We start from the raw sequence: 25,048 nt of genomic DNA, 5'->3' as shown, positions 1-25,048 counted from the left end.
GTGCGCCGCGACGGCGATCTGCCGCCGGGCGCGCGAATCTGCAACGCGATTGCAGTTTTTGCGTGCCGGGCGTCACGGCACACCGCCGTCGTCCGGGTCGCCCGGTTCGTCCGGGTCGTTCGACTCGCTTGTGCGACCGGGCTCGCTCAGCCGCTCGGTACGGTCCGGCTCGATGTCCGCGCCTTCGTCGAGCGTCGAATCGCCGTCCGCCGACGCACGCTCGCCGGTGCCCGCACGGTCCGTATCGCTGTCGAGCGATGTATCGCCGCGTTCGAGCGCGTGATCGTCGAGCGGCGAATCGATGTCGAACGGATGGCGCCGCGCGCCGGCCGTGTCGCTGCCGCTGTCGGACGAGTCGCTCGGCCCCAGTGCGCGGCCGTCGCGGCCGCGGCTGGCGTTGTCGTCGTCCGGGCCGGCCGGTTCGTTGTCGGGGTTCAGCGTGCTGTTCATGTCGATCTCCTTGCAGGGCTTGCCGCCGCGTGCGGCCGGGCGGCCATCGCACGGCAGGCGGGCCGCACGGTCGTGCAACCGGCATGCCGCATCGCGCGGCCGGGCCGGTTCCGGCCGCCGACACGACGGATGGCACAGCCGATGCGCACCCATTGATCAGGCGAATTGAGTTCCCTTATGCTTTCCGGGGTGCCAATCCGATTCATGACGCCGCCGCCGGCCCGCCCGGCGGCGGCCGGGCGACGCTTGCCCGCCCGCCTTCGACCCGTTGCACCGATGAACAGAGACGACACCGATCCTCGCTCGCCCCCCTCGCCGCCCGGCTTGCCCGACGCGCGCGACCTGCTGCATCGCTTCGCCGAGTTCCGTTTCCAGACGGTGGTCGGCTCGATCACCGATTACGCGGTATTCATGCTCGATCCGTACGGCAACGTCGCGACCTGGAACAAGGGGGCCGAGCGCATCAAGGGCTATCGCGCCGCCGAGATCGTCGGCCAGCACTTCTCGCGCTTCTATCCGCCCGACGCGATCGCGGCCGGCCGGCCATCGCACGGGCTCGACGCGGCAGCCAGGCGCGGGCACTTCGAGGACGAAGGCTGGCGCGTGCGCAAGGACGGCTCGCAGTTCTGGGCGAGCGTGACGATCACCCCCGTGCACGATCACGCGAACCAGCTGTGCGGCTTCATCAAGATCACGCGCGACATGACCGAGCGCAAGCGGCTCGAGGAGCTCGAAGCGTCGACGCACCGGCTCAGCGTGTTCATCGCGATGCTCGCGCACGAGTTGCGCAACCATCTCGCGCCGCTGCGCCACTCGGTCGGCGTGCTGCAGCACCTGCCCGATCCGGCGCCCGCGCTCGCGCAGTGCCGCGACGCCGTGCACCGCCAGGTCGGACAACTGACGCGGCTCGTCGACGATCTGCTCGACGTCGGGCGCATCACGGCCGGCAAGGTCGAGCTCGACGATCGCCCCGTCACCGTGCGCGATGTCGTGTGTCGCGGCGTCGAGAGCATCCAGCCGAAACTGGCCGCGCGCGGGCAGCACATCCACGTCGACCTGCCGGCCGATGCCGTGCTGCTGCACGGCGACGAAGCGCGGCTCGTCCAGGTGCTGCACAACCTGCTCGACAATGCGTCGAAGTTCTCGCCGCAAGGCGGACGGATCGACGTCGGCGCGCGGGTGGAAGGGCCGGTGGTCGCGATCCGCGTCACCGATCGCGGCGTCGGCATAGCGCCTGGCGCTCTCGAAGCGATCTTCGACCTGTTCGAGCAGCAAGGCGCACCGGGGCGCCCGCCGAGCGGCGGCTTCGGGCTCGGCCTGTCGATCTGCCGGACCTTCGTCGAACTGCATGGCGGACGGATTTCCGCCGAAAGCGACGGGCCCGGTCACGGTGCGACGTTTACGGTGCAGCTGCCGATCGACCGGATGGCGCGTGCGGCGCCGGTCCGCGCGCCCGAACCGGCCAGGAACGCGCCATCGGACACCACACCGCTGCGCATCGTCATCGTCGACGACAACCGCGACTCGGCCGACACGCTCGCCGTGCTGCTCAAGGTGAAGGGACACGCGCCGCGCGTCGCGTACCACGCGGCAGAAGCGCTGGCGCTCGCCCGCGACTACCTGCCGCAATTGATGATCCTCGACCTGACGATGCCGGACGTCGACGGCTTCACGCTGCTGCAGGAACTGCGCGCGATCGACGCGCTGCGCGACACGACCTGCGTCGCGCTGTCCGGCCATGCGCGCGCGTCGGACCTGGCGCGCACCGAACGTGCAGGCTTCGACGGCCATCTCGTGAAGCCCGTCGAGATGGCCGTGCTCGACGCATTGCTGCAGCGCGTCGCGCGCCAGGTTCAGGACACGCCGTAAGCGCCCGTGCTCAGGCCATTGCGCGGCACATCGCCGCGCACGCCTCGCACGCGAGCGCGCAGCGCCGGCAATGCTCGTGCGCGTGCCGCGAACACTCGGCCGCACACAGGTCGCACGCATGCGCGCACAGCGCGCAAATGCGCGGTGCGAGCCCGCTGCGGCGCGACATCGCGCCCGACGCGAAGCGGCACAGCTGCGCGCATTCGATGTCGAGCGCGATGCAGCCGGCCAGCGCGTGCACGTCGCGCTCCGCGAGGCAGGCGGCCGCGCAGGTGTCGCACGCGTGCGCGCAGGCATCGCACGCGGCCATGCAGTTGTCGTATCGATCGTTCATCGCAGTGCTCCCGGTTTCGGTTCGTGTCGTCATGGCGCCAGCTTCACCTTCATCCAGCCCGGCTCGCGCACGTCGAACGCGCGATACGCATCGATCGCGTTCGTCAGCGGCTCGCAGCGCGTGAGCACCGACAACGGATCGAACGCGCCGCTGCGCACGAGCTCGACGAGCGGCGGCGTCACCGTCCGGTGATTGCAGTTGCCCATCTTGATCGTCAGGTTCCGGTTCATCGCGTCGCCGATCGGAAACACACGCGCGGCCGACGGATACACGCCGATCACCGCGACCGTGCCGGCCTTCGCGACCGCGCGCACCGCCCATTGCAGCACCTGCGACGGCCCGTCGCCCGGCACCCAGTTGCGGCCGTCCGGTCTCGGGCGCGGCACGATCGCCGCGACTTCCGCATCGAATGCGCGCACGGCGTCACCGTCGGCCGCGGCCGGCCCGTGCGTCGCCCGCATCGCGTCGACGCCCACCGCATCGATCACGCGATCGACGCCGATCCCGCCCGTCAGCCGCAGCACGGTATCGACCGGATCGTCCTCGGAGAAGTCGATGATTTCGGCACCCTGCGCGCAGGCCATCTCGAGACGCGACGCGATGCGGTCGACCGCGATCACGCGCCCGGCGCCCATCAGCTTCGCGCTCGCGATCGCGAACTGGCCGACCGGCCCCGCGCCGAACACCGCGACCGTATCGCCCGGCTTCACTTCCGCGAGCTGCGCACCGAAATAGCCGGTCGGGAAGATGTCCGACATCAGGATCGCGCGATCGTCGTCGATCGCATCCGGCAAGCGGATCAGGCTCGCATGCGCGAGCGGCGTGCGCGCGTATTCGGCCTGCAGCCCGTCGAACGGGCCCGTCTCGGCCGGCCCGCCGAAGAACGCGGTGCCCGCGCGCGGGCCGCCCGGATTCGCGGCGTCGCACTGCGCGGTGTAGCCCGCGCGGCAGTACGCGCAGCTGCCGCAGGCGATCGTCGACGGAATCAGCACGCGATCGCCACGCCTCAGGTTGCGCACGTCGCGCCCGATCGCCTCGACGATGCCGACGCCTTCATGGCCGAGGATCGTGCCCGGCTTCATCCCGCCGAGCGTGCCGCGCACCATGTGCAGGTCGGTGCCGCAGATCGCGCTGGCCGTCAGGCGCACGACCGCGTCGGTCGCCGCGGCGACCTCGGGATCGGGCACCGTGTCGATGCGAATGTCGCCGATGCCGTGAAATACGACTGCTTTCATGTCAGGCCCTCCTTGTCGAAAGCGGAAACGGTGCATGTGACCGTCGAGGCTATCGAGCAAGGCGTGCGCCCGGGCCGGTGGCTGCGCACGCGACCATTCCGCAAGCATCGGGCCGTCAGCGGCCGTCAGCAGCCGTTGCGCCGCACGACATTTGCCTGCCTTCTCGCCGAATTTCCCGAGACTCCCATGTAGCGCCTCGCGAACCGCCCGTCGTCATCCAGCCTGATCGACAGGAGGGGGCGCACACCTGCGGCCGCGCAGCGCACCGATCGTGCGACCGCGACCTTCACGCGACGTCAATCAATCGGCCGCAACGCTGCCGCCGCCGTCGCGCGCGTTCGAAATCGCTTCGACGAGCTTCAGTTCGTCGTCGATCGACAGTGTCGTGTCGGTCACCTCTCCGCCGAACGGCGCCAGCGCCGCACTCAGCGCGTAGATGTCGAGTTGCGTCGCAGCGAGCCCGAGCGATACGGTGCCCGGGCGCGCCTTGCGCGCGACGCGGTCGGTCAGCGCGTCGTCCACCGGGCGCTCGCGCCATGCGTCGAGCGACGCTTCGATGTGCTCGACCACGCTGCCGAGCAGCGATCCGGACGACACGCGGCCGGGATCGACCGAATGCGTGCGCAACCGTCCGTCGGTCGTGCACTCGACGATCACGACGCCCGACAGCGCGACGACGTGCCGGTCGCGCAACGTCCCGAGTTCGGCCATCGCGCGACGGGCCGCATCGAGATCGGGATAGGACAACACGATCAGCGTGTTCATCGGGGACTCCATGCAATCGAACGGCCGCGCTTCGGCACGCCGCGCTCAATGCGGCAGCCCGAACGCGGCCTTCAGGCTCGCGACGATCATCTGCATCGCGATCGCCGCGAGAATCATCCCCATCAGCCGCTGCGTGACGGCCGTCACGCGCGGCGACAGGTAATGTCCGATCAGCGGCGCCGACAGCAGCGACACGGCCAGCAGCACGAGAAACGCGGCCAGGCCGAGCGCGAACGCAAGTTCCTGCCCGGTCGAGAACGCGCCGTGCCCGAGCACGATCATCGTCGCGATCGTGCCGGGGCCGACCAGCAACGGGATCGTCAACGGATAGATCGCGATGCTCTCGGCCGCCGCCGGATCGGCGCCCTCGTCGTCGCCTGGCGAATGCTGGCGGCTCGGCGCACCATGCAGCATCGACAGCGCGATCAGCAGCACCAGCAGCCCGCCCGCGAGGCGGAAATCGTCGATCGTCAGGCCGAACACGTGCAGGATCGCGCCGCCCGCGACGGCCGATACGATGCAGCCGACCGACACGCCGATCGCGGCCGTCAGCGCGACCTTGCGGCGCACGCCGTCCGCCGCGCCTTCGGTCAGCGACAGGAATACCGGGATGTTCGCGATCGGGTTCATGATCGCGAACAGCGCCGCGAATACCTTGATGGAAAAAGTCAGGTCGAAGGCCACAGGGTCGCTCCCGTTTCGCATGCCGAATCGAATGCAGGTTCATGCCGGTTTCCGGTGCACGGCGCGCGCCGTGCTGATACGATCGACGCACCGCGTTCACGCATGACGGAGGGCCCCGACCGATGCAAGCCACCGATACCTTCATGGATCACGAGATTCGCGTCGAAGCGACGCGCAACGCGAACGGCGCGTGGGTCGCGCAGGTGCGGATCTTCCGCGACGGCGCGCCGGTCGACCTGCCCGCGCCCGAGCTCGTCACGCCCGAATGGCTCACGTGCGACGAGGCGCTGCGCGGCGGCATCGACCAGGGTCGCGTGATCGTCAAGACGCGCGACCGCTAACGTCGCGCGGTTCATCGGCACATCGCCGGCCGCCGTCGCACCGCGCGTTTCATGCATCGAAATCGAGGTCGCCGATCAGGATCTCGCGGTCGCGCTGGGTCCGCGAGCTGAAATCGACCGGCAATTCCATCTGCCACCGCTCGATCGTCACCGGCAGTGCCGCGAGATAGCGGTCGAAGCGGCCAGGGTCGCGCTCGGCCAGCAAGCCGGCGACTGCATCGTCGCGCCACGCGAGCCGCGCATTCAGCCGGTTCGGCAGCCCCACCGTCGACGTGAGGCCGACGACTTCGACGCAGGCCGGGCTGCCCTGCCCGTCGTGCGGCACGACGTCGACCGTCACTTCGCCGGGCTGGTACAGGTCGCGCAGGCGCGCCGCGATACGCGGCGCGAATTCGGTTTCGAAACGGGCACGGACGTCGGGATTCATCTCTTCTTCACTCCAGGTTCGGATTGTGTCGTCACGCCGCCATCACGCGGCTGCAATCTGCTGCTCGAATGCCGCTTCCGCCTTCAAGCTGTCGAGATCGCGGCCGACCGTCACGACCGCGAGCCGCGTGTCGCCGCGCCAGTACGCGATCGAGCAGTCGTGCGCGCCGAGGTCGCCGTCGATCTCGACGCGATCCCAGTGCTCCGCATGCCCGACATAGTGGATCGTCAGGTCGTAATGCTGGCTCCAGAAAAACGGCACCGCGTCGAACGGCTGCTGCTGGCCAAGCATGTTGCGCGCCGCGACGATGCCCTGCCGCTCGGCGACGACCCAGTGCTCGACGCGGATCCGCTCGCCCGTCAGCGGATCGGGCCAGCGCGCGATGTCGCCGGCCGCGTAGATGCCGGGCGCGCTCGTCTGCAGGAAATGGTCGACCGTCACGCCGCGTTCGACGGCAAGCCCCGCGTCCTGCGCGAGCCCGACGTTCGGATGCACGCCGATGCCGACCACCACGACATCGGCCGGCAGCACGTCGCCGTTCGACAGCGTCACGCTGTCCGGCGTGATCCGCGCGGGTGTCGCGCCGAGATGGAACACGACGCCGTGCGATTCGTGCAGCGCCTTGATCGCATCGCCGAGCGCATCGCCGAGCACGCGCGCCATCGGGCGCTCATCGGGTGCGACGACGTGCACGTCGAGCCCGCGCGTACGCAACGCGGCGGCCGCCTCGAGGCCGATGAAGCTCGCGCCCACCACCACGCAGCGCCGCGCGGTTTTCAGCTTGCCGATCAGCGCGTCGCAATCGGCGCGCGAGCGCAGCACGCACACGTGCGGCAGGTCGGCACCGGGCACCGTCAGCCGGTTCGGCTCGGCGCCCGTCGCGAGCAGCAGCGCGCCGTATCCGACGCGGCTGCCGTCGGCCAGCTCGACCGCGTGCTGCGCGGGATCGATCCGGGCGACGCGCGTGCCGCACCGCACGTCGATGCGCTGCGCGGTATAGAACGACGGTGCGCGCAGCGGCAGCCAGTCGGCATCGGCCGTGCCCGCGAGGTAATCCTTCGACAGGTTCGGCCGGTCGTACGGCGGATCGGCGTCGGCGCTCAACAGCGTGACGGGATGCGGATAGCCTTCCTGCCGCAGCGTCACGGCCGCCGCGATCGCAGCGGCGCCGCCGCCGACGATCACGACCGACGCCGGCAGCCCGGCCGCTTCCAGCGCAGTCGGCACGGCGGCCGGCCGCGCATCGAGCACGACCGCGCGGCCGTCGCGGCGCTCGACGCGCCAGCACGGCAGCCCGTCGAGCGCCGGCGCGCGCTGCAACTCGCCCGTGCGCAGGCAGAACGCCGCGTGATGCCACGGGCAGCGGATCGTATCGCCGACCAGCAGGCCGTCGGCCAGCGGCGCGCCGTAGTGCGGACAATTCGCCCCCACGGCAAACAGTTCGTCGGCACGGCGCACGAGCAGCACCGCTGCATCGCCGACATGGCCCTCGATCATCGCGCCGTCGGCGATCTCGTCGAGCGCGATGCCTGCCGCGAGATCGGGGCGCGAAGACGAATCGTCGCTTGCAGTCATGACGTGGCTCCCGGAAAGTCAGGTAACGATCCCATTATCGACATCCCTCCTGAAAAGAACAGGTACAGACGCCCCGCAGCGCACGCAAACACGGACTGTAGCTTGCACGCGATCCATGACGGGCGTAGAACGTCATCAACGTTGCGGCGCAACACGCCGCCCGCCCGCGGGGCACGTCGCGCGTCCCGCGCAATGCGCGTGCCGCCTTCATCCCGTCGTCAGGAGTGCTCCCCGATGGCCACCGTCCTGTGTGTGCTCTACCCCGATCCCGTCGACGGCTATCCGCCGCGCTACGTGCGCGACACGATTCCGGTCATTTCGCGATACGCGGACGGCCAAAGCGCGCCGACGCCGGCGGGCCCGCTCGGCTTCCGGCCCGGCGAACTCGTCGGCTCCGTGTCCGGCGCGCTCGGGTTGCGCGGCTACATGGAAGCGCACGGCCATACGCTGATCGTCACGAGCGACAAGGACGGCCCCGATTCCGAATTCGAGCGCCGGCTGCCCGAAGCCGACGTGGTGATCTCGCAGCCGTTCTGGCCCGCGTACTTGACGGCCGAGCGGATCGCCCGCGCGCCGAAGCTGAAGCTCGCGCTGACCGCCGGGATCGGCTCCGATCACGTCGACCTGGACGCCGCGGCGCGCGCACACGTCACCGTCGCCGAAGTCACCGGCTCGAACAGCATCAGCGTGGCCGAGCACGTGGTAATGACGACGCTCGCGCTGGTGCGCAACTACCTGCCGTCGCATGCGGTCGCGCAGCAAGGCGGCTGGAACATCGCCGATTGCGTGTCGCGCAGCTACGACGTCGAAGGCATGCATTTCGGCACGGTCGGCGCCGGGCGCATCGGCCTCGCCGTGCTGCGCCGGCTGAAGCCGTTCGGCCTGCAGTTGCACTACACGCAGCGCCACCGGCTCGATGCCGCGATCGAGCAGGAACTCGGGCTCACGTATCACGCCGATCCCGCGTCGCTGGCGAGTGCCGTCGACATCGTCAACCTGCAGATCCCGCTGTACCCGTCGACCGAGCACCTGTTCGACGCGGCGATGATCGCGCGGATGAAGCGCGGCGCGTACCTGATCAACACCGCGCGCGCGAAGCTGGTCGACCGCGACGCAGTCGTGAATGCCGTCGCGTCCGGGCATCTCGCCGGCTACGGCGGGGACGTGTGGTTTCCGCAGCCCGCGCCGGCCGATCACCCGTGGCGCGCGATGCCGTTCAACGGGATGACGCCGCATATCTCGGGCACGTCGCTGTCCGCGCAGGCGCGCTACGCGGCCGGCACGCTGGAGATCCTGCAATGCTGGTTCGACGGCAAGCCGATCCGCGACGAGTACCTGATCGTCGATGGCGGCACGCTCGCGGGCACGGGCGCGCAGTCGTACCGGCTGACCTGATGCAACGCGCCATGCACGGCGCGCGCGACGGCAGGTTCAGTCGAGACAGTGTGCGGCGAGCTTGCCGACGGTCACGACCGCCTGCTCGATCTCGGGCGACCACGGGCTGCTGTAGTTCAACCGGATGAAGTTCCGGTAGCTGTCCGCGATCGAGAACATGTAGCCGGGCCCGATCGTGATCCCTTGCTCCAGCGCGAGCTGGTACAGCCGCATCGCGTCGACCTGCGCGGGCAACTCGACCCACAGCACGTAGCCGCCGGCCGGGCTCGACATGCGCGTGCCTTCCGGGAAGAACCGCGACACCATCGTCCGCATCAGGTTCGCCTGCTGTGCATATGCCTTGCGAATCCGACGCAGGTGATGCTCGTAGCCGTCGCGTTCGAGAAACTCCGCGATGGCCAGCTGCGGCAGCGACGGCGTCGCCAGCGTATTCAGGAACTTCAGCTTCTCGACCTGCTCGCGATAGCGCCCCGGCAATGCCCAGCCGATCCGGTACGCGGCCGTCAGGCTCTTCGAGAACGATGCGCAATGCAGCACGATGTCATGGCGATCGAACGACTTCAGCGTGCTCGGATGCATGTTGCCGAAGTACAGTTCGTTGTACACGCCGTTCTCGATGATCGGCAGGTCCGCTTTCGTTGCGAACGCCACCAGTTCGCGCTTGCGCTCGTCGGGCATCTGGAAGCCGAGCGGATTCTGGAAGTTCGGCATCACCATGCATGCCGCGATCGGCTGCGACTTCGCGATCGCGGCCAGCGCCGCGATGTCGATCCCGTATTCCGGATGCGTCGCCACCTCGATCGCCTTCATCCCCATCCGCTCGATCGCATGCAGCATCGCGTAGAACGTCGGCGACTCCACCGCGATCGTGTCGCCCGGCTTCGCCACCGCCTGCAGGCACAGGTTGATCGCCTCCGTCGCGCCGACCGTCACGATGATCTCGTTCGGGTCCACCGACATCCCGTTTTCCAGGTAGCGGCGCGCGATCTGCCGGATCAGCCGCGGATGGCCCGGCGGCAGCCCGTCGGTCACGCCCCACAGCGACTTGTCGCGGCCGGCCGCGTACGCATAGCGATTCAGCTTCTCGAACGGGAACAGGCTCGGGTCCGGGTACGGCGAGCCGAGCGGCACCGCGTCGTCGGTGCCGATCGATCGCAGCGTCGACAGCACGAGCCGGCTCACGTCGACCGACGACGAGATCGCGATCGGCTTCGACGGCCGCAGCTCGCGCACCGGCGCGTGGCTGTCGTCGCGCCGCAGGTTCACGAAATAGCCCGACTGCGGGCGGCTTTCGAGCAGCCCGCGGCTTTCCAGCAGCAGATACGCGTGCAGCACGGTCGTGATGCTGATCCGGTGCTGCTGGCTTGCCTGCCGCACCGAAGGCACACGATCGCCGTGTCGATATACACCTTGCCGGATGAGTCTCTCTATGTCGTTTGCAAATTTCTCGTAGAGCTTCATCCGCCTCGCCCCGCCAGCGGTGAACCGGCCTGCGATGCATGGGCGGCACGGCCGCGCCGGCGCACGAAGCCGGATAGCCGTGCCCGGGCGCGGGTGTCCCGGTGCGAACCTCGTCCGTTATCGAAATTGAAGGCGGATAGCAATGCGAATCTCATCAAGACAAGGTTCGGCATCCTACTGCGTCATTTCGACGAATGTAAGTGACAGTTTGGCGAGGAAACGTGAAATCCGGCCGGCGTGGTGAACAGATTCGAACGCGGCCGCGCGCGTTCACGCGTCGTCGACGTTGTCCGCGTAATGGTCGATCGCGACCTTGCATTCGTCGAACACCACCGTCAGCAGCGCGATGTCGTTCGACTCGACCCACTTGCGGATCTGCAGGAACTGGCCGGTGCCGAGATCGGCGAGGCGGCCCGGATCGTCGGTCGTCACGTCGACGGTCGCGATCGCGCGGTTGCCGTGGCCGGGCAGCGGCGCCAGCGTCGCCGCGATGTCGAAGCGCCGGTACGATTGATCGATGCGCATGCGGTTCTCCCGAGGCAGTTCGAAAAGGGTGTGGGCTCAACCGAGCGCCTGGCGGAACACCTTGCCGCCGAATCCCGTCACGACGTTGTCGACCGAGAACGGCGTGTCCTCCTTCGCCTCGACGATGACCGCGACGCTGCCGGGCGCGAGCCGCGCGGCCACCGCCTCGACGAAGGTGCCGTCGAGCAGCGCATTGCCGGCCGCATCCGCGAGGATGCCGGCGCCGGCGCCCGCCGCCATGCCGGTGACCACGCCGAGCGGCCCGGCCAGCAGGCCGAGCAGGCCGCCCGCGATCGCGCCGATCACGCCGCCCTTGAACGGCCGCGATTCGGCCGCGAGCACCGCGAGCTTGCCGGTCGCGTCCTTCTCGACGACCACTCCGTTCTCGATGTGGAATCCTTCATTCTTCTCCGACAGCGCCTCGAAATCGTTCACGGCCTGATGGGCCGTGCCGACGCTGTCGAACACGGCGACGATCAGTTGCTTGGTCATGCGACACCTCGCTTGGTTGGATGATCAGCTGCAGCGGCCGCCACGCGTGCAGCACGCCGGGATTTGGATTCAGATGCCGGTTGCCGCGGCGCGTGCGCGGGCCGCATCGGCGTACGCCTGCGCGGCCGCCTGCTGCAGGCCGGCGACCGAAGGCGCACGTGCGCGCGCCGGGTCGGCATCCAACGCGTCGCGCGCCAGCCGGTAGGCATCCGACGATGCTTGCTGCAATTCGATGGCTTCTGCCGTAGCGACGGATTGCGGTTTCATGCGACACCTCCTACGAAGACATGGCGGACGCAAGCGTCATGCCGCTTGCCGGTTACCTGCGTGCGTGCACATCGTCCTCGACATCGTCGACGTCCGCCGGAAAGCGATGCTGGCCGAAACTGAGGATCAGCACGCCGACCGCGAGCAGCACGATCCCGAAGGTCGTCATCAGCATCCGCTCGGGGCTGTCGGTCGCGCCGCGCAGGATCAGGTCGCGGGCGAGCGACGTCATCGCAATGAACAGCGGAAACCGCACGGGCAGGCGGCCGAGCCGAAGGTAGCGCACGTCCATCGCGAGCACTTCCAGATACAGGAACATCAGCAGCAGGTCGGTCAGCGACACCTCGCCCGCGAGCACGACCTTCCACGCTTCCTGCGTCATCGCGAACGCGGTCGCGAGCCCGATCACGATCAACCCGGCCAGCTCGGCCGCGTGCAGGAAGTGACCGAAACGGCGACGGATGCGCTCGGCCGGCGAACCGGAAACGGTGGACGTATTCAAGGCGACAGTCGATGTGAAGGTGCGTAAGCGGCGCCGGGCGGCGGGAAATCGGGACAATGCGCGGGACCATGCGCGGGACCATGCGCTGGCGAATACGCGGCATCGCGTGCATCCGGCGCAGGCACGCGAGCCGGGCCGGTCGCCTGCTCGACCGCGGACAGCGTGCGGCGGCAGCACACGTGGAACGCGTCGCCCGCGTCGGTGCAGGCGACGTCGTCGTGTTCGCGGCACAGCAGCAGGCGGCAGCCGAGATACCGTTCGAGCGCGTCGATCCGGTCGCTCACCTGCGCCTCGCCGAGCTCGAGTTCGGCCGCGGCGGCGGACAGGCCGCCGTGCTCGACCACCGCGACAAATACTCGCATCGCTTCCAGCAGGTTCATGGTGACGCTCCTCGTCGGCGGCGCAGCGGGACCTAATCTACTGCACGCGGCACACGCGCTCAAGAGCACAGCGCCGCAGCCGCCAGGAGTACAGCTGCGCGGGCGCCGCGCAAAATCCGGCCCCGTTTGACGCAATCGAATGACAGATTCACGTTACGTGTTCCAAAGACCCGCCGAAGCTGCTAGATTGCATGCTCGACGACGTTACGCGGTGCGGGCAGGTCACGCGCCGGGCGGCCGGCCGCCGCTGCCGCGGCCCGTTGCGCGATGCCCGCGCAACGTCCTTCATCCGCATGTCACAAAGAGAACAGTCGCATGACACAGTTCAACCGTTCGCCTTCGCGCGCCGCGGCAGCCGCGGCCCGTCCGTCCCGACATGACTGACCGGCAGGCCGCGATGCAGACTCCTCCCCCGCTCTCCCAGGCCGTTCACAGCACGATCACGCGCAGCGCGATCTTCCTCGTGGCGACGATCAATCCCGGCGCCGATCACGCCGACACGATCCGCTCATGGTGCGGCGACATCGCCGCCCTCGTGCGCTCGGTCGGCAAGCGCGTGCCGGGCGGCAACCTCACGTGCGTCTGCGGCTTCGGCGCCGACGCGTGGGATGCGCTGTTCGGCGATCCGCGCCCCGCGTCGCTGCACCCGTTCCGTGAATTCGGCGCCGGCCAGCGCGTCGCGGTCGCGACGCCCGGCGACATCCTGCTGCACATCCGCGCCGACGCGATGGACCTGTGCTTCGAACTCGCGACGCAACTGCTCGGCGCGCTCGGCGATGCGGTGACCGTCGTCGACGAGGTGCACGGCTTCCGCAATTTCGACCAGCGCGCGATGATCGGCTTCGTCGACGGCACCGAGAACCCGGAAGGCCGCGAGGCGGTCGACTTCACGGTGATCGGCGACGAGGATGCCGACTTCGCCGGCGGCAGCTATGTGATCGTGCAGAAGTACCTGCACGACATGGCCGGCTGGAACGCGCTCGCGGTCGAGACCCAGGAGCGCATCATCGGCCGCACCAAATTGTCCGACATCGAGCTCGCGCCGGACGTGAAGCCGTCGTGCTCGCACAGCTCGCTGACCACGCTCGACGAAAACGGCCAGGAAGTGAAGATCCTGCGCGACAACATGCCGTTCGGGCGGCCGGGCGCCGGCGAGTTCGGCACCTATTTCATCGGCTATGCGCGCTCGCCGGCACCGATCGAGCAAATGCTCGAGAACATGTTCGTCGGCCGCCCGCCGGGCAACTACGACCGCCTGCTCGACTACAGCCGCGCGGTCACCGGCTCGCTGTTCTTCGTGCCGTCGGCCGACCTGCTCGAGGCGCTCGCCGACCGCGCGGCGCCCGCCGCCGACGCCGCACCAACGGAATCCTCGCCGTCCGCGCCGCAGCGCGACGGCTCGCTGAAAATCGGCTCGCTGAAAGGGACCCCAACCTATGAATAACCTGCACCGCGAACTCGCCCCGATCTCGTCGTCCGCCTGGGAACAAATCGAGGAGGAAGTGGCGCGCACCTTCAAACGATCGGTGGCCGGCCGCCGCGTCGTCGACGTCGACGGCCCCGAAGGCCCCGAACTGTCGGCCGTCGGCACCGGGCACCTGACCGAGGTCGCCGCGCCGCGCGAGCACGTGAGCGCACGGCTGCGCGAAGTCCGCTCGATCGTCGAGCTGACGGTGCCGTTCGAGCTGAGCCGCGAGGCGATCGACAGCGTCGAGCGCGGCGCGCGCGACGCCGACTGGCAACCGGCGAAGGAAGCCGCGCAGCGGCTCGCGTTCGCCGAGGACAACGCGATTTTCGACGGCTACCAGGCGGCCGGCATCGTCGGCATCCGCGAAGGCACGTCGAACCGCAAGCTCACGCTGCCGGCAGACGTGAGCGCCTACCCGGACGCGATCAGCGATGCGCTCGAGGCGCTGCGCCTCGCCGGCGTCGACGGTCCGTATTCGGTCGTGCTCGGTTCGGACGCCTACACCGCGCTCAGCGAAGCGCGCGACCAGGGCTATCCGGTCCTCGGCCACATCAAACGCATCGTCAGCGGCGAGATCATCTGGGCGCCGGCGATCAGCGGCGGCTGCGTGCTGTCCTTGCGCGGCGGCGACTACGAGCTGCACCTCGGGGAAGACGTATCGATCGGCTACACGAGCCATAGCGACAAGGCCGTCCGCCTGTACCTGCGCGAGACGTTCACGTTCCTGATGCTGACGAGCGAAGCATCGGTGGCCGTGGCACCGCAAGGCAATACGGCGGCCTGAACCCGGTTGCCCGCGCGCGGCGCCCCGAGCCGGGGCGTCGCGCGCGACCGGCCGCACTGCCGGCCGCATGTTCGTCGCCGATCGAGCCTATCCTGCATGGAGAGATTGTCATGAGCGATACGAATGATGCACTGCAGGCGCTGCAAGCGTCGGTCGACACGTTGAAGCAGACCGTCGACGCGAACGCGGGCAGCCAGGCCGGCGACACCGCCGTGCTGTTTACCGTCGTGTCACTGATGCTCGCCGAGCTGCCGCCCGACACGCGCAACCTGATCGAGGATTCGTTCTCCGTCTGGGCCAATGGTCTGCCGAATGCGGCATTGTCGAGCGACGTGAAGCGCATCGCCCGGCAGCGGCTCGCGATGAACTTGTCCGACTGATCGCGGTTCACCACGGTCGTGCCATGTCCGGCCCGATCCGTGCAACCCGCCCTCTCCTTGGCCGGCCCGCCGGCACGCATCGGCTGCGGTGCGTGCACGGCCGGACCTGGCCGGTTCGCCCGCGCCACCGGCGCGCGCGTCATGCTGCGCGCGGCCCTTCGCTACGCCGCCCGTCCAGCCGCGGCCGGCCCCCTGCGCGCCGATGTCGCACCGCGCGCCGTGAGCGTTCCGTGGGCCGCCACCCCCGCGCACCGCGTCCCCCGCCTGCCGCACACGCCCGCGCCGCCGCGTGCGCGCCCGTCTGTACTCCCTGGCACCCGCGCACGCGTCGATGTGAGGGTGCAATTCACGGCCGGTCCGGCACGGAACTGTGTCTTGGATGGCCCCCGCCGATTCGCTATTTTGAACGCAGTCGAAGCGATGCCGTGGGCTCCTCGCAGCACTCGCGCTTCCCGCCCCGACCGCGACCGTGCGCCACGCCGGCGCGCGCTGCGCGACCGTCCGGGCGCGGCACGCGCGCCGCCGCGCCGCGCGTCGCGAGTGCGCGGTCGGGACGCGCGAGCGCCGCACCGCATCGGGACTTCACCCTTCGACCCACCTTCACTGACAGGAGCCAGACCACCATGCCCGCACTTTGCGATATCTGCCACGCCCGGCCGGCCGTCGCGCGCGCAACCGTGATGCAGGACGGCGAGCGCAAGACGATCTCGATCTGCGATTACCACTTCCGCCAGCTGATGCGGCATCAGAGCATGCTGAACCCGTTCGATTCGCTGCTGGGCGGTGGCGGCTCGTCGTCGCTGTTCGGCGGGCTCGACGACGATGCACCGCTGGCCGCCGAGATTCCGCGCGAATCGGTCGACCCGACCGACGCATTCAGCGAACAGACGCTCGAACTGCTGCAGCGCGCGGCCGAGAAGGCGCACGAGCTGCGCCGCAGCGAGCTCGACTCCGAACACCTGCTGTACGCACTCGCGGACACCGACGTGTGCGCCGCGCTGCTGAAGGAACTGAAGCTGTCGCCACAGGACATCAAGTCGTATATCGACGAGCACGCGCACACCGGCACGGCCGCCGCCGATGCGCCGCTCGACAAGCTGTCGATCTCGCCGCGCGTGAAGAAGGCCGTGCAGTACGCGTTCCAGGCGTCACGCGACCTCGGCCACTCGTACATCGGCCCCGAGCACCTGCTGATCGGCCTCGCGTCGGTGCCGGACAGCATCGCCGGCACGCTGCTGAAGAAATACGGCGTAACGCCCGAGGCGCTGCGCCAGAAAGTCGTGAAGGTGGTCGGCAAGGGCGCCGAGGACGGCCGCGTCGATGCGCCGACCGGCACGCCGAACCTCGACAAGTTCGGCCGCGACCTCACCGCGATTGCGCGCCAGGGCAAGCTCGACCCCGTGCTCGGCCGTGCGCAGGAAATCGAGAGCACGATCGAGGTGCTCGCGCGCCGCAAGAAGAACAACCCGGTGCTGATCGGCGAGCCGGGCGTCGGCAAGACGGCGATCGTCGAAGGGCTCGCGCAGCGGATCGTCAACGGCGACGTGCCCGAGGTGCTGCGCGACAAGCGGCTCGTCGAGGTCAACATCAACTCGATGGTGGCCGGCGCGAAGTACCGCGGCGAATTCGAGGAGCGCGCGAAGCAGCTGATCGACGAAGTCACTGCGAAGCAGGACGAACTGATCCTGTTCATCGACGAGCTGCACACGATCGTCGGCGCGGGCCAGGGCGGCGGCGAAGGCGGCCTCGACATCGCGAACGTGCTGAAGCCCGCGCTCGCGCGCGGCGAGCTGAGCCTGATCGGCGCGACGACGCTCAACGAATACCAGAAGTACATCGAGAAGGATGCCGCGCTCGAACGGCGCTTCCAGCCCGTCTTCGTGCCGGAGCCGAGCGTCGAGCAGACGATCGTGATCCTGCGCGGGCTGCGCGACAGCCTCGAGGCGCACCACCAGGTGACGTTCTCCGACGACGCGTTCGTCGCCGCCGCCGAGTTCGCCGACCGCTACATCACGTCGCGCTTCCTGCCCGACAAGGCGATCGACCTGATCGACCAGGCTGCCGCACGCGTGCGGATCGGCGCGACGTCGCGTCCGGTCGACATCCAGGAAGGCGAAGCGCAGATCGCGCAACTGAAGCGCGAGCAGGACTACGCCACGTCGCGCAAGCGCTTCGACCAGGCGAAGCAGTTCGAGGAGCAGATCAACGAGAAGCAGAAAGCCGTCGACGAGAAGATGGAGGCGTGGCAGCGCAAGACCGGCTCCGAGACGCTCGAAGTGACCGTCGAGTCGGTGGCCGAGGTCGTGTCGCGCCTGACCGGGATCCCGGTCTCCGAGCTCACGCAGGAAGAACGCCAGAAGCTGCTGCAGATGGAAGAGCAATTGCGCGAGCGCGTGGTCGGCCAGAGCGATGCGGTGGTCGCCGTCAGCGATGCCGTGCGGCTGTCGCGCGCAGGGCTCGGCCAGACGCACCGGCCGATCGCGACGTTCCTGTTCCTCGGGCCGACGGGCGTCGGCAAGACCGAGCTCGCGAAGGCCCTGGCCGAGACCGTGTTCGGCGACGAGCAGGCGATCATCCGCATCGACATGTCCGAGTACATGGAGCGGCACGCGGTCGCGCGGCTGATCGGCGCGCCGCCCGGCTACGTCGGCTACGACGAAGGCGGCCAGCTCACCGAGCGCGTGCGGCGCCGCCCGTACAGCGTGATCCTGCTCGACGAGATCGAGAAGGCGCATCCGGACGTCTACAACGTGCTGCTGCAGGTGTTCGACGACGGCCGGCTGACCGACGGCAAGGGCCGCGTGGTCGACTTCAGCAACACGATCATCATCGCGACGAGCAACCTCGGCGCGGCGATCATCATGGACAACCTCACGCAGCCGGAAGCCGCGCGCAAGACCGACAAGGCCGTGCGCGAGGAGCTGATGCAGGTGCTGAAGGGCCATTTCCGCCCCGAGTTCCTGAACCGCATCGACGAGGTGATCGTCTTCCACGCACTGTCGAAGGACAACATCCGCTCGATCGTGCAGATCCAGCTCGACCGCGTGGTGCGGACCGCCGCCGCGCAGGACATCACGCTCGTGATGGGCGACTCGCTCGTCGATCACCTGACCGAAGTCGGCTACCAGCCGGAGTTCGGCGCGCGCGAGCTGAAGCGCCAGATCCGCCAGACCATCGAGACGCGGCTCGCGAAGGAGATCCTCGCCGACCGGTTGAAATCGGGCGACCGGTGCGAAGTCGACTTCGACAAGGACAGCGACGAAGTGAAGTTCAACAAGCTCGCCGCGCCGGAAGCGAAGGACACGAAGGACGCGAAGCCGGACGCCGACGGCAAGGCCAAGCCGAACGGCAAGGCCGCCAAGGCATCGGGCGATGCGAAGTCGGACGACGCCCCCGCCGCCGCGCCGCCGCCCGCGGCGAAGCCCGGCAAGAAGTCGTCCGGCGCGAAGAAGGACGCGCACTAAAGAAACGCATGCCCTGCAACCCGGGGCACGCATGACCGGCTCCGTCCGCCGGACGGAGCCGCCCCACGCCGCGACACGGCGCAACCGAGCCACCCGCACCGGGCCCGGCTATTGGAGATTCACCATGACAAATCGACGCGAAGTGCCAGGCATCAGGAAGTACGATGGGCCCGCCGGCGGTTGGGGCGCGCTTCGCGCGACAGCCGATGCGGTGCGTACGCAGATGGAAACCATCGAGGCGCCGATCGTGCTGATGCGGACCAACCAGCCCGACGGCTTCGATTGTCCCGGCTGCGCGTGGCCCGACAAGGAACACAAGTCGACGTTCCAGTTCTGCGAGAACGGCGCGAAGGCCGTTACGTGGGAAGCGACGACCAAGCGCGTGACGCCCGACTTCTTCGCGGCGAACACCGTATCGTCGCTGCTGCGCATGTCGGACTACGAACTGGAGAACATGGGCCGGCTCACGCATCCGCTCGTCTACGACCGCGCGACCGACACGTTCCGCGCGATCGAGTGGGACGACGCGTTCGCACGCATCGGCGAAGTGCTGCGCGCGCTGCCGCCCGAGCAGGTCGAGTTCTACACGTCGGGCCGCGCGTCGAACGAAGCCGCGTACCTGTACCAGCTGTTCGCGCGCGAGCTCGGCACCAACAACTTCCCCGACTGCTCGAACATGTGCCACGAGCCGACCAGCGTCGGCCTGCCGCAGTCGATCGGCATCGGCAAGGGCACCGTGTCGCTGGAGGATTTCGACCACTGCGAGCTGATCATCTCGATCGGCCACAACCCCGGCACGAACCACCCGCGGATGATGGGCACGCTGCACGAGTGCTCGCGCCGCAACGTGCCGATCATCGTGTTCAACCCGCTGCGCGAACGCGCGCTCGAACGCTTCGCCGATCCGCAGGACATGATCGAGATGGCGTCGTTCGGCTCGACGCGCATCGCATCGACGTACTACCAGGTCGATGCGGGCGGCGACGCGGCCGCGCTGAAAGGCATCATGAAGGCGCTGCTGAAGCTCGAAGCCGAGCAAGGCAACGTGCTCGATCGCGACTTCATCGCGCAGCACACCAACGGCTTCGACGCGTTCTCGGCCGACCTCGAAGCCACGTCGTGGGACGACATCGAACGCGCGAGCGGCCTCAGCCAGGCGCAGCTCGAACAGGTCGCGCTCGCGTACGCGAAGTCCAACGCCACCATCATCACGTACGGGATGGGCGTCACGCAGCACAACAAGGGCACCGCGACGGTGCGCCTGATCGCCGACCTGCTGCTGATGCGCGGCAACATCGGCAAGCCCGGCGCCGGCGTGTGCCCGCTGCGCGGCCATTCGAACGTGCAGGGCAACCGCACGGTCGGCATCACCGAGAAGCCGTCGGCCGAGTTCCTGAAGAAGATCGAGGACGTGTGCGGCTTCACGCCGCCCGCGCAGCACGGGCACGATGCCGTGCAGGCGATGCAGGCGATGATCGACGGCACCGCGAAGGCGCTGCTGTGCCTCGGCGGCAACTTCGCGGTCGCGCTGCCCGATCCCGAGCTGTCGTTCCCCGCGATGGCGAAGCTCGACCTGAGCGTGCATCTCGGCACGAAGCTGAATCGTTCGCACCTGCTGGTCGGCAAGGAAACCTTCATCCTGCCGGTGCTCGGCCGCACCGAGCTCGACATGCAGGCCACCGGCCGGCAGTCGATCACCGTCGAGGATTCGATGTCGATGGTCCACGCGTCGGCCGGCAAGCTCAAGCCGGCATCCGACCAGTTGCGCTCGGAGCCCGCGATCGTCGCGGGGATCGCGCATGCGACGCTGCCGAACAGCAAGGTCGCATGGCTCGACCTGATCGCCGACTACGATCGCATCCGCGACCTGATCGACAAGACGGTATCCGGTTTCGAGGCGTTCAACGAGCGCATCCGCACGCCGGGCGGCTTCCGCCTGCCGCTGCCGCCCACCGAGCGCGTGTGGCCGACGCCGACCGGCAAGGCGATGTTCTCGGTCTACAAGGGCGTGAAGGAAGACGCGGACGTGCTCGGCGCCGAGCAGGTGCTGCGGCTCATTACGCTGCGCAGCCACGATCAGTACAACACGACGATCTACGGGCTCGACGATCGCTATCGCGGCGTGTTCGGGCGGCGTGACGTGCTGTTCATGAACGCGGCCGATCTCGCCAAGTACGGGCTCGAGCACGGCGACCTCGTCGACATCGAGACGATCACCGCGTCGGGCCGCACGCTGCGCCTCGAGAAGATCACCGCGATCGAGTACGACATCGCGCCGGGATCGGTCGGCGCGTACTATCCGGAAGCGAACGTGCTCGTGCCGCTCGACTACATCGACAAGGAAAGCGGTACGCCGTCGTACAAGTCGGTGCCGGTGCGCGTCGCGCGCTCGGCGGTGGTCTGATTCCGGTTCGGGCAGGTTCGCGCCGCACGGCACGCAGCGACATGCCGCGCGCCTGAACCTGCCCGCCGCCCCACTCTGCCCGTTCTACCCGTTCTACCCTCTCCCGTCCGCCGCATCGCCACCGATGCGGCGGACGCTTCATTTCATCCCGTCGAACGACGCGACGCTTGCCGCGCAGCCGACGTCGGCGGCTGGGCGCCAATGCGCGAACGCGCACGCCGATGCTGTCCTTTTTTGTGGCTGTCGACCAGAAAAAGCTGGGGTCGTGGGCTGGCTGAAATATCGAGCAAACCGTCTGCCGCGCAGTACAGGAACGAACCGTGCTCGTTTTTTCAGGTACTTGATGGAGGACAGATCATGAAACCCACGAGAATTGCAACCCGCCGAATTCTGGCAACGCTCGCGGCAGGCGGCGCACTCGTCGCGGGCAGCGCGGCCTTCGCGCAAGACTATGCCCCGCAACCGAGGTACGAACAACGAGATCCTGCCCCGGGCGCAGGTGTGTCCGTCACGATTGGCATGCACGGTGACCGCTACTGGGACGGCCATCGCTACTGGGAACACGATGCATGGAGGCATCGTCATCCGCGTGATCGGGATCCGTGGCGCGAGCATGAACACGAGCACGAGCATCGTGAATAACTGACGGCCCGCAGGGCACACGACATTGCACAGTGCCCGTCAGATCAGCTTGAGTGCGGCCTCTCCGTCTGGAAGGGGTCGCGCGCCTTTATGATTCGCGCAGCTGTAGCCATCAATGCTCGGTCAGGCGGCAACGCCCCTGCCGCTACCCTGGCCCCGACAATTCTTGACTGTGCCCCTACCTCCGAACTGGTAGGATGTCGGTCGCTCGGCATGGACGGCGGCCACGGGGCGCTCAACTGTCCCCCTTTTAAACCGCGATCGGCCGACCTGCCGTCCCCTGAGCGACACAGTGCGCCAATCGCACCTGCCCCCGTAGCCCCGCAACACCCCGGCTCGCCGCGCGCGACCCGTTGCAGTAACCGTTGGAGTGGCGCGCCCCCGCGCCTGCAAGCATGATGAAATCGAAGCAGTCCCCCCGTCCATCGCACCACCGAGACCGCACGCCATTCGTACGTGCCGGCGCATTGCTGCTGATGGCCGGCCTGCTGTACCTGCTGTGGCCGTCCGCCGAAACCGCGTACCTCGCGATGGAGTCGGTGATCCGCTGACGCGCACGGCCGGCCGCGCACTACGCTATACTTGCGCGATGGAAACCAAACCTGCCTCGCCGATCGTGCATTGCTGGTGGCGCGCCTGACCCAGGCGGCCCGTTTCCTTTTGCATGTCCCAAACGTGATGCCGCCAGCGATGGCGGCATTTGCGTTTCTGCGCTGACGTCATGGCTGGCAGCTTCGATAACCCGGAGCCAACGACGACCATGACGCAACCCACCCGCCCGATCATCCTCACCGGCGACCGCACGACCGGCCCGCTGCATCTCGGCCACTACATCGGCTCGCTGCGTGCGCGCGTGCAGATGCAGCACGAAGCGACGCAATTCCTGCTGCTCGCCGATACGCAGGCGCTGACCGACAACATGGGCCGCCGCCAGCGCGTCACCGAGAACGTGATCGAGGTCGCGCTCGACTATCTCGCGGTCGGCATCGATCCGGCGATCTCGACGATCGTCGTGCAGTCGCAGGTGCCCGAACTCGCCGAGCTGTCGCAATACCTGCTCAACCTCGTCACGGTCGCGCGCCTCGAACGCAATCCGACCATCAAGGAAGAGATCCGCCTGCGCGGGTTCGAGCGCGACATTCCGGCCGGCTTCCTGACCTACCCGGTGAGCCAGGCGGCCGACATCACCGCATTCAAGGCGACGCACGTGCCCGTCGGCGACGATCAGCTCCCGATGATCGAACAGACCAACGAACTCGTGCGCCGCTTCAACGCAACCGTCGAGCAGCCGGTGCTGGTCGAGTGCGAGGCCGTGCTGTCGTCGGTCACGCGGCTGCCGGGCATCGACGGCAAGGCGAAGATGAGCAAGTCGCTCGGCAACGCGATCACGCTCGGCTCGACGCCGGACGAGATCGCTCAGGCCGTGAAGGACATGTACACGGACCCGAACCACCTGCGCGTGAGCGACCCGGGCCAGGTCGAGGGCAACGTCGTGTTCACGTTCCTCGATGCGTTCGAGCCCGACGTCGCGAAGGTCGACGAGCTGAAGGCCCACTATCGCCGCGGCGGCCTCGGCGACAGCGTCGTCAAGCGCGTGCTGAACGAGCGGCTGCAGGCGCTGATCGAGCCGATCCGCACGCGCCGCCGCGAGTTCGAGACCGACAAGGCCGAGGTGATGGCGATCCTGAAGCGCGGCACGCTGCACGCGCGGGAAGTGGCAGGCGCGACGCTCGCGGAGGTGAAGGGCGCGATGGGGCTCACGTATTTCGATTGAGCGGCAATGCCGGCGTGCATGGCTCCCACCACGCCATGCACGCCGGCTCTGAACGATGACATGTACCGAATCATGCAAGCCGACGCGCGACGCGCCGCTCGACCACCGTGCCCGCCCACGTCGCGATTTCGACAAGCAACAGGTAACACACGGATAGCGCGAGCAATGTCTCGACGAACGCGAAGCTCGCCGAGCCGATACCGGTCAGCACGAATGTCAGTTCCGGTACGGTGACGATCGACAGCACCGCGGTTTCCTTGCTCAGCACAATCGTCAGGTTGGTCAGCGCCGGCAGGATCAGCACCATCATCTGCGGCAATTGCACGCGAAAGGTCGTTTGCCAGCGGCTCAGGCCGAGACAGGAGGCCGCTTCGACATGCCCTTTCGGCACGGCCAGGAATCCGGAACGAAATGCCTCGGTGAAATAGGCGCCCGCATAGAGCGCAAGGCTGACCACGCCTGCCGTCAACGGCTCGAGCGTCAAGCCGAATGCCGGGCCGCCGTAGTACAGCAGAAAGAGCTGCACGAGAAACGGCGTGCCGCGGAACAGCTCGACATAGACGCGAATCACCGCGCGTACGAAACGGCCGCCCGCCTGCTGCGCGAGCGCCGCACCGAAACCGATCGCGGCCCCGGCGAGCGTACCCGCCGCCCAGGTCGCGACGGTCATCGCGAGACCCGCACCGATCTCCGGCAGGTTGTGCGTGAGTACATCGGGATGGAAAGTCAGCATGAGGATCTCCGGCAAGCCACTGACGCGTCACGCCGCGCGCAGGCGCCGCTCCGCGCCATGCGCGATCAGTGCCAGCGAACCGCAGAGCAGAAAATAGATCATCCCGGCCGCAACATAAGCTTCGAGCGGCTGGTACGTACTGGCCGCGATGTTCTGCGCGGTTCGCGTGATCTCCGCCACCCCGACCACGGAGACGAGCGACGATGCCTTGATCAGCAGCACCATTTCGTTGACGAGCGACGGCAGTGTCATGCGCACGGCCTGCGGCACCTGGATCCGCCAAAGACGATCTTTTGCCGAGAACCCGAGCATCGTCGCCGCCTCGAGCTGCCCCTTCGGGAGATTCGCGAATCCGCCACGGAGAATTTCGGCGATATACGCGGCAGAGCACAGCGACACGGCGCTGACGGCCGCCATCACGGGCGGCACATTGATGCCCACGAACGGCAGGAAGTAGTAGACGAGCAGCAGTTGCACGAGCAGCGGCACCCCGCGAAACACCCGGACATACGCACCGGCAGCGGCACGAATCGCCACTTGCGGCGCAAGCCGTCCGCAGCAGATCGCAAGACCGATGAAGAAGCCGAGCACCAGGCCGGCTGCCGAGACTTCGAGCGTCATCAGCGCCGCATGGAACAGCAACGGCAGGCCGTCGATGAAGGTGGTCAGGCTGAACATGGCAAGTTGCTCGGTCGTG

At 68.2% G+C, this 25,048-nt stretch carries 26 protein-coding genes; 11 read left to right on the top strand and 15 right to left on the bottom strand.

The features are described 5' to 3' along the window. Positions 1-72: 72 nt before the first annotated feature. Positions 73-450, bottom strand: coding sequence for a chemotaxis protein (locus U5798_RS00475; protein ID WP_322080835.1), 378 nt, complete (start codon positions 448-450; stop codon positions 73-75). A 276-nt stretch (positions 451-726) separates the two neighbouring features. Between U5798_RS00475 and U5798_RS00470 the strand changes: the two genes are divergently transcribed. Continuing rightward, entirely contained in the window at positions 727-2,319 is a 1,593-nt protein-coding gene (locus U5798_RS00470; protein WP_322080834.1) for an ATP-binding protein, read from the top strand. 10 nt (positions 2,320-2,329) lie between these two features. Here U5798_RS00470 and U5798_RS00465 read toward each other — a convergent pair whose 3' ends face one another. The 4 genes from U5798_RS00465 to U5798_RS00450 form a co-directional block, all read right to left on the bottom strand. Beyond that, a complete protein-coding gene (locus U5798_RS00465; protein WP_124452416.1) occupies positions 2,330-2,653 on the bottom strand; it encodes a four-helix bundle copper-binding protein in 324 nt (107 codons plus the stop codon). Positions 2,654-2,682: 29 nt separating this feature from the next. Further along, the gene (locus U5798_RS00460; protein WP_124452414.1) at positions 2,683-3,888 is read right to left on the bottom strand and encodes a zinc-dependent alcohol dehydrogenase; all 1,206 of its coding nucleotides are present in this window, start codon (positions 3,886-3,888) and stop codon (positions 2,683-2,685) included. A 300-nt stretch (positions 3,889-4,188) separates the two neighbouring features. Beyond that, positions 4,189-4,653 carry a hypothetical protein gene (locus tag U5798_RS00455; RefSeq protein ID WP_322080833.1) on the bottom strand — a complete coding sequence of 155 codons (465 nt, stop codon included), beginning with the start codon at positions 4,651-4,653 and terminating at the stop codon, positions 4,189-4,191. Positions 4,654-4,698: 45 nt separating this feature from the next. Continuing rightward, on the bottom strand, positions 4,699-5,337 hold the full coding sequence (locus tag U5798_RS00450; RefSeq protein WP_322080832.1) for an NAAT family transporter: 639 nt from the start codon (positions 5,335-5,337) through the stop codon (positions 4,699-4,701). A gap of 122 nt (positions 5,338-5,459) precedes the next feature. On the opposite strand from U5798_RS00450, the gene U5798_RS00445 reads away from it, so the two are divergent. Then, entirely contained in the window at positions 5,460-5,678 is a 219-nt protein-coding gene (locus U5798_RS00445) for a DUF6566 family protein (protein ID WP_034189953.1), read from the top strand. Positions 5,679-5,727: 49 nt separating this feature from the next. Here the strand turns inward: U5798_RS00445 and U5798_RS00440 are convergent, their stop codons facing one another. Further along, positions 5,728-6,105: a DUF5594 family protein gene (locus U5798_RS00440; protein ID WP_322080831.1), complete on the bottom strand. Its 378-nt coding sequence runs from the start codon at positions 6,103-6,105 to the stop codon at positions 5,728-5,730. A gap of 42 nt (positions 6,106-6,147) precedes the next feature. Beyond that, positions 6,148-7,680, bottom strand: a complete 1,533-nt coding sequence (locus tag U5798_RS00435; protein ID WP_322080830.1) for an FAD-dependent oxidoreductase — start codon at positions 7,678-7,680, stop codon at positions 6,148-6,150. A gap of 234 nt (positions 7,681-7,914) precedes the next feature. Here U5798_RS00435 and U5798_RS00430 point away from each other — a divergent pair, with 234 nt between their 5' ends. Continuing rightward, positions 7,915-9,075, top strand: a complete 1,161-nt coding sequence (locus tag U5798_RS00430) for an NAD-dependent formate dehydrogenase (protein ID WP_322080829.1) — start codon at positions 7,915-7,917, stop codon at positions 9,073-9,075. A 36-nt stretch (positions 9,076-9,111) separates the two neighbouring features. On the opposite strand, the gene U5798_RS00425 is transcribed toward U5798_RS00430, so the two are convergent. The 6 genes from U5798_RS00425 to U5798_RS00400 form a co-directional block, all read right to left on the bottom strand. Further along, positions 9,112-10,536, bottom strand: coding sequence for a PLP-dependent aminotransferase family protein (locus U5798_RS00425; protein ID WP_322080828.1), 1,425 nt, complete (start codon positions 10,534-10,536; stop codon positions 9,112-9,114). 270 nt (positions 10,537-10,806) lie between these two features. Next, complete coding sequence (locus tag U5798_RS00420) at positions 10,807-11,061, bottom strand: hypothetical protein (RefSeq protein ID WP_124456357.1); 255 nt, start codon at positions 11,059-11,061, stop codon at positions 10,807-10,809. A 36-nt stretch (positions 11,062-11,097) separates the two neighbouring features. Then, entirely contained in the window at positions 11,098-11,553 is a 456-nt protein-coding gene (locus U5798_RS00415; RefSeq protein WP_322080827.1) for a DUF1269 domain-containing protein, read from the bottom strand. Positions 11,554-11,622: 69 nt separating this feature from the next. Then, entirely contained in the window at positions 11,623-11,820 is a 198-nt protein-coding gene (locus U5798_RS00410) for a hypothetical protein (RefSeq protein WP_322080826.1), read from the bottom strand. Positions 11,821-11,872: 52 nt separating this feature from the next. Then, on the bottom strand, positions 11,873-12,322 hold the full coding sequence (locus U5798_RS00405) for a phosphate-starvation-inducible protein PsiE (RefSeq protein WP_124456354.1): 450 nt from the start codon (positions 12,320-12,322) through the stop codon (positions 11,873-11,875). Next, positions 12,319-12,702, bottom strand: a complete 384-nt coding sequence (locus U5798_RS00400; RefSeq protein ID WP_322080825.1) for a LysR family transcriptional regulator — start codon at positions 12,700-12,702, stop codon at positions 12,319-12,321. Before U5798_RS00400 ends, U5798_RS00405 begins: the two co-directional genes overlap by 4 nt. Positions 12,703-13,078: 376 nt before the next feature. Here U5798_RS00400 and U5798_RS00395 point away from each other — a divergent pair, with 376 nt between their 5' ends. From U5798_RS00395 to trpS, 8 genes are all read left to right on the top strand, one after another. After that, on the top strand, positions 13,079-14,146 hold the full coding sequence (locus U5798_RS00395; protein WP_124456351.1) for a Dyp-type peroxidase: 1,068 nt from the start codon (positions 13,079-13,081) through the stop codon (positions 14,144-14,146). Then, complete coding sequence (locus U5798_RS00390) at positions 14,139-14,954, top strand: family 1 encapsulin nanocompartment shell protein (protein WP_124456350.1); 816 nt, start codon at positions 14,139-14,141, stop codon at positions 14,952-14,954. The genes U5798_RS00395 and U5798_RS00390 overlap by 8 nt, the downstream gene beginning before the upstream one ends. Positions 14,955-15,064: 110 nt before the next feature. Further along, the gene (locus U5798_RS00385) at positions 15,065-15,334 is read left to right on the top strand and encodes a hypothetical protein (protein ID WP_124456349.1); all 270 of its coding nucleotides are present in this window, start codon (positions 15,065-15,067) and stop codon (positions 15,332-15,334) included. Between the two features lie 623 nt (positions 15,335-15,957). Then, complete coding sequence (locus U5798_RS00380) at positions 15,958-18,798, top strand: ATP-dependent Clp protease ATP-binding subunit (RefSeq protein ID WP_322080824.1); 2,841 nt, start codon at positions 15,958-15,960, stop codon at positions 18,796-18,798. A gap of 124 nt (positions 18,799-18,922) precedes the next feature. Beyond that, the gene (locus U5798_RS00375) at positions 18,923-21,202 is read left to right on the top strand and encodes an FdhF/YdeP family oxidoreductase (RefSeq protein WP_124456347.1); all 2,280 of its coding nucleotides are present in this window, start codon (positions 18,923-18,925) and stop codon (positions 21,200-21,202) included. Positions 21,203-21,559: 357 nt separating this feature from the next. After that, entirely contained in the window at positions 21,560-21,844 is a 285-nt protein-coding gene (locus U5798_RS00370; RefSeq protein ID WP_322080823.1) for a hypothetical protein, read from the top strand. Positions 21,845-22,239: 395 nt separating this feature from the next. Beyond that, positions 22,240-22,395 carry a hypothetical protein gene (locus U5798_RS00365; RefSeq protein ID WP_322080822.1) on the top strand — a complete coding sequence of 52 codons (156 nt, stop codon included), beginning with the start codon at positions 22,240-22,242 and terminating at the stop codon, positions 22,393-22,395. Positions 22,396-22,604: 209 nt separating this feature from the next. Then, a complete protein-coding gene (gene trpS / locus U5798_RS00360) occupies positions 22,605-23,618 on the top strand; it encodes a tryptophan--tRNA ligase (RefSeq protein WP_124456345.1) in 1,014 nt (337 codons plus the stop codon). Positions 23,619-23,688: 70 nt separating this feature from the next. On the opposite strand, the gene U5798_RS00355 is transcribed toward trpS, so the two are convergent. After that, positions 23,689-24,351 (bottom strand): amino acid ABC transporter permease, encoded by a 663-nt coding sequence (locus tag U5798_RS00355; RefSeq protein ID WP_322080821.1) that lies wholly within the window; start codon positions 24,349-24,351, stop codon positions 23,689-23,691. Positions 24,352-24,378: 27 nt separating this feature from the next. Continuing rightward, positions 24,379-25,029, bottom strand: a complete 651-nt coding sequence (locus tag U5798_RS00350; protein WP_322080820.1) for an amino acid ABC transporter permease — start codon at positions 25,027-25,029, stop codon at positions 24,379-24,381. Positions 25,030-25,048 lie beyond the last annotated feature (19 nt).

The organism is Burkholderia sp. BCC1972 (assembly GCF_905339605.1).
GTDB lineage: Bacteria > Pseudomonadota > Gammaproteobacteria > Burkholderiales > Burkholderiaceae > Burkholderia.
This window is presented reverse-complemented; position numbering and strand designations above follow the sequence as displayed.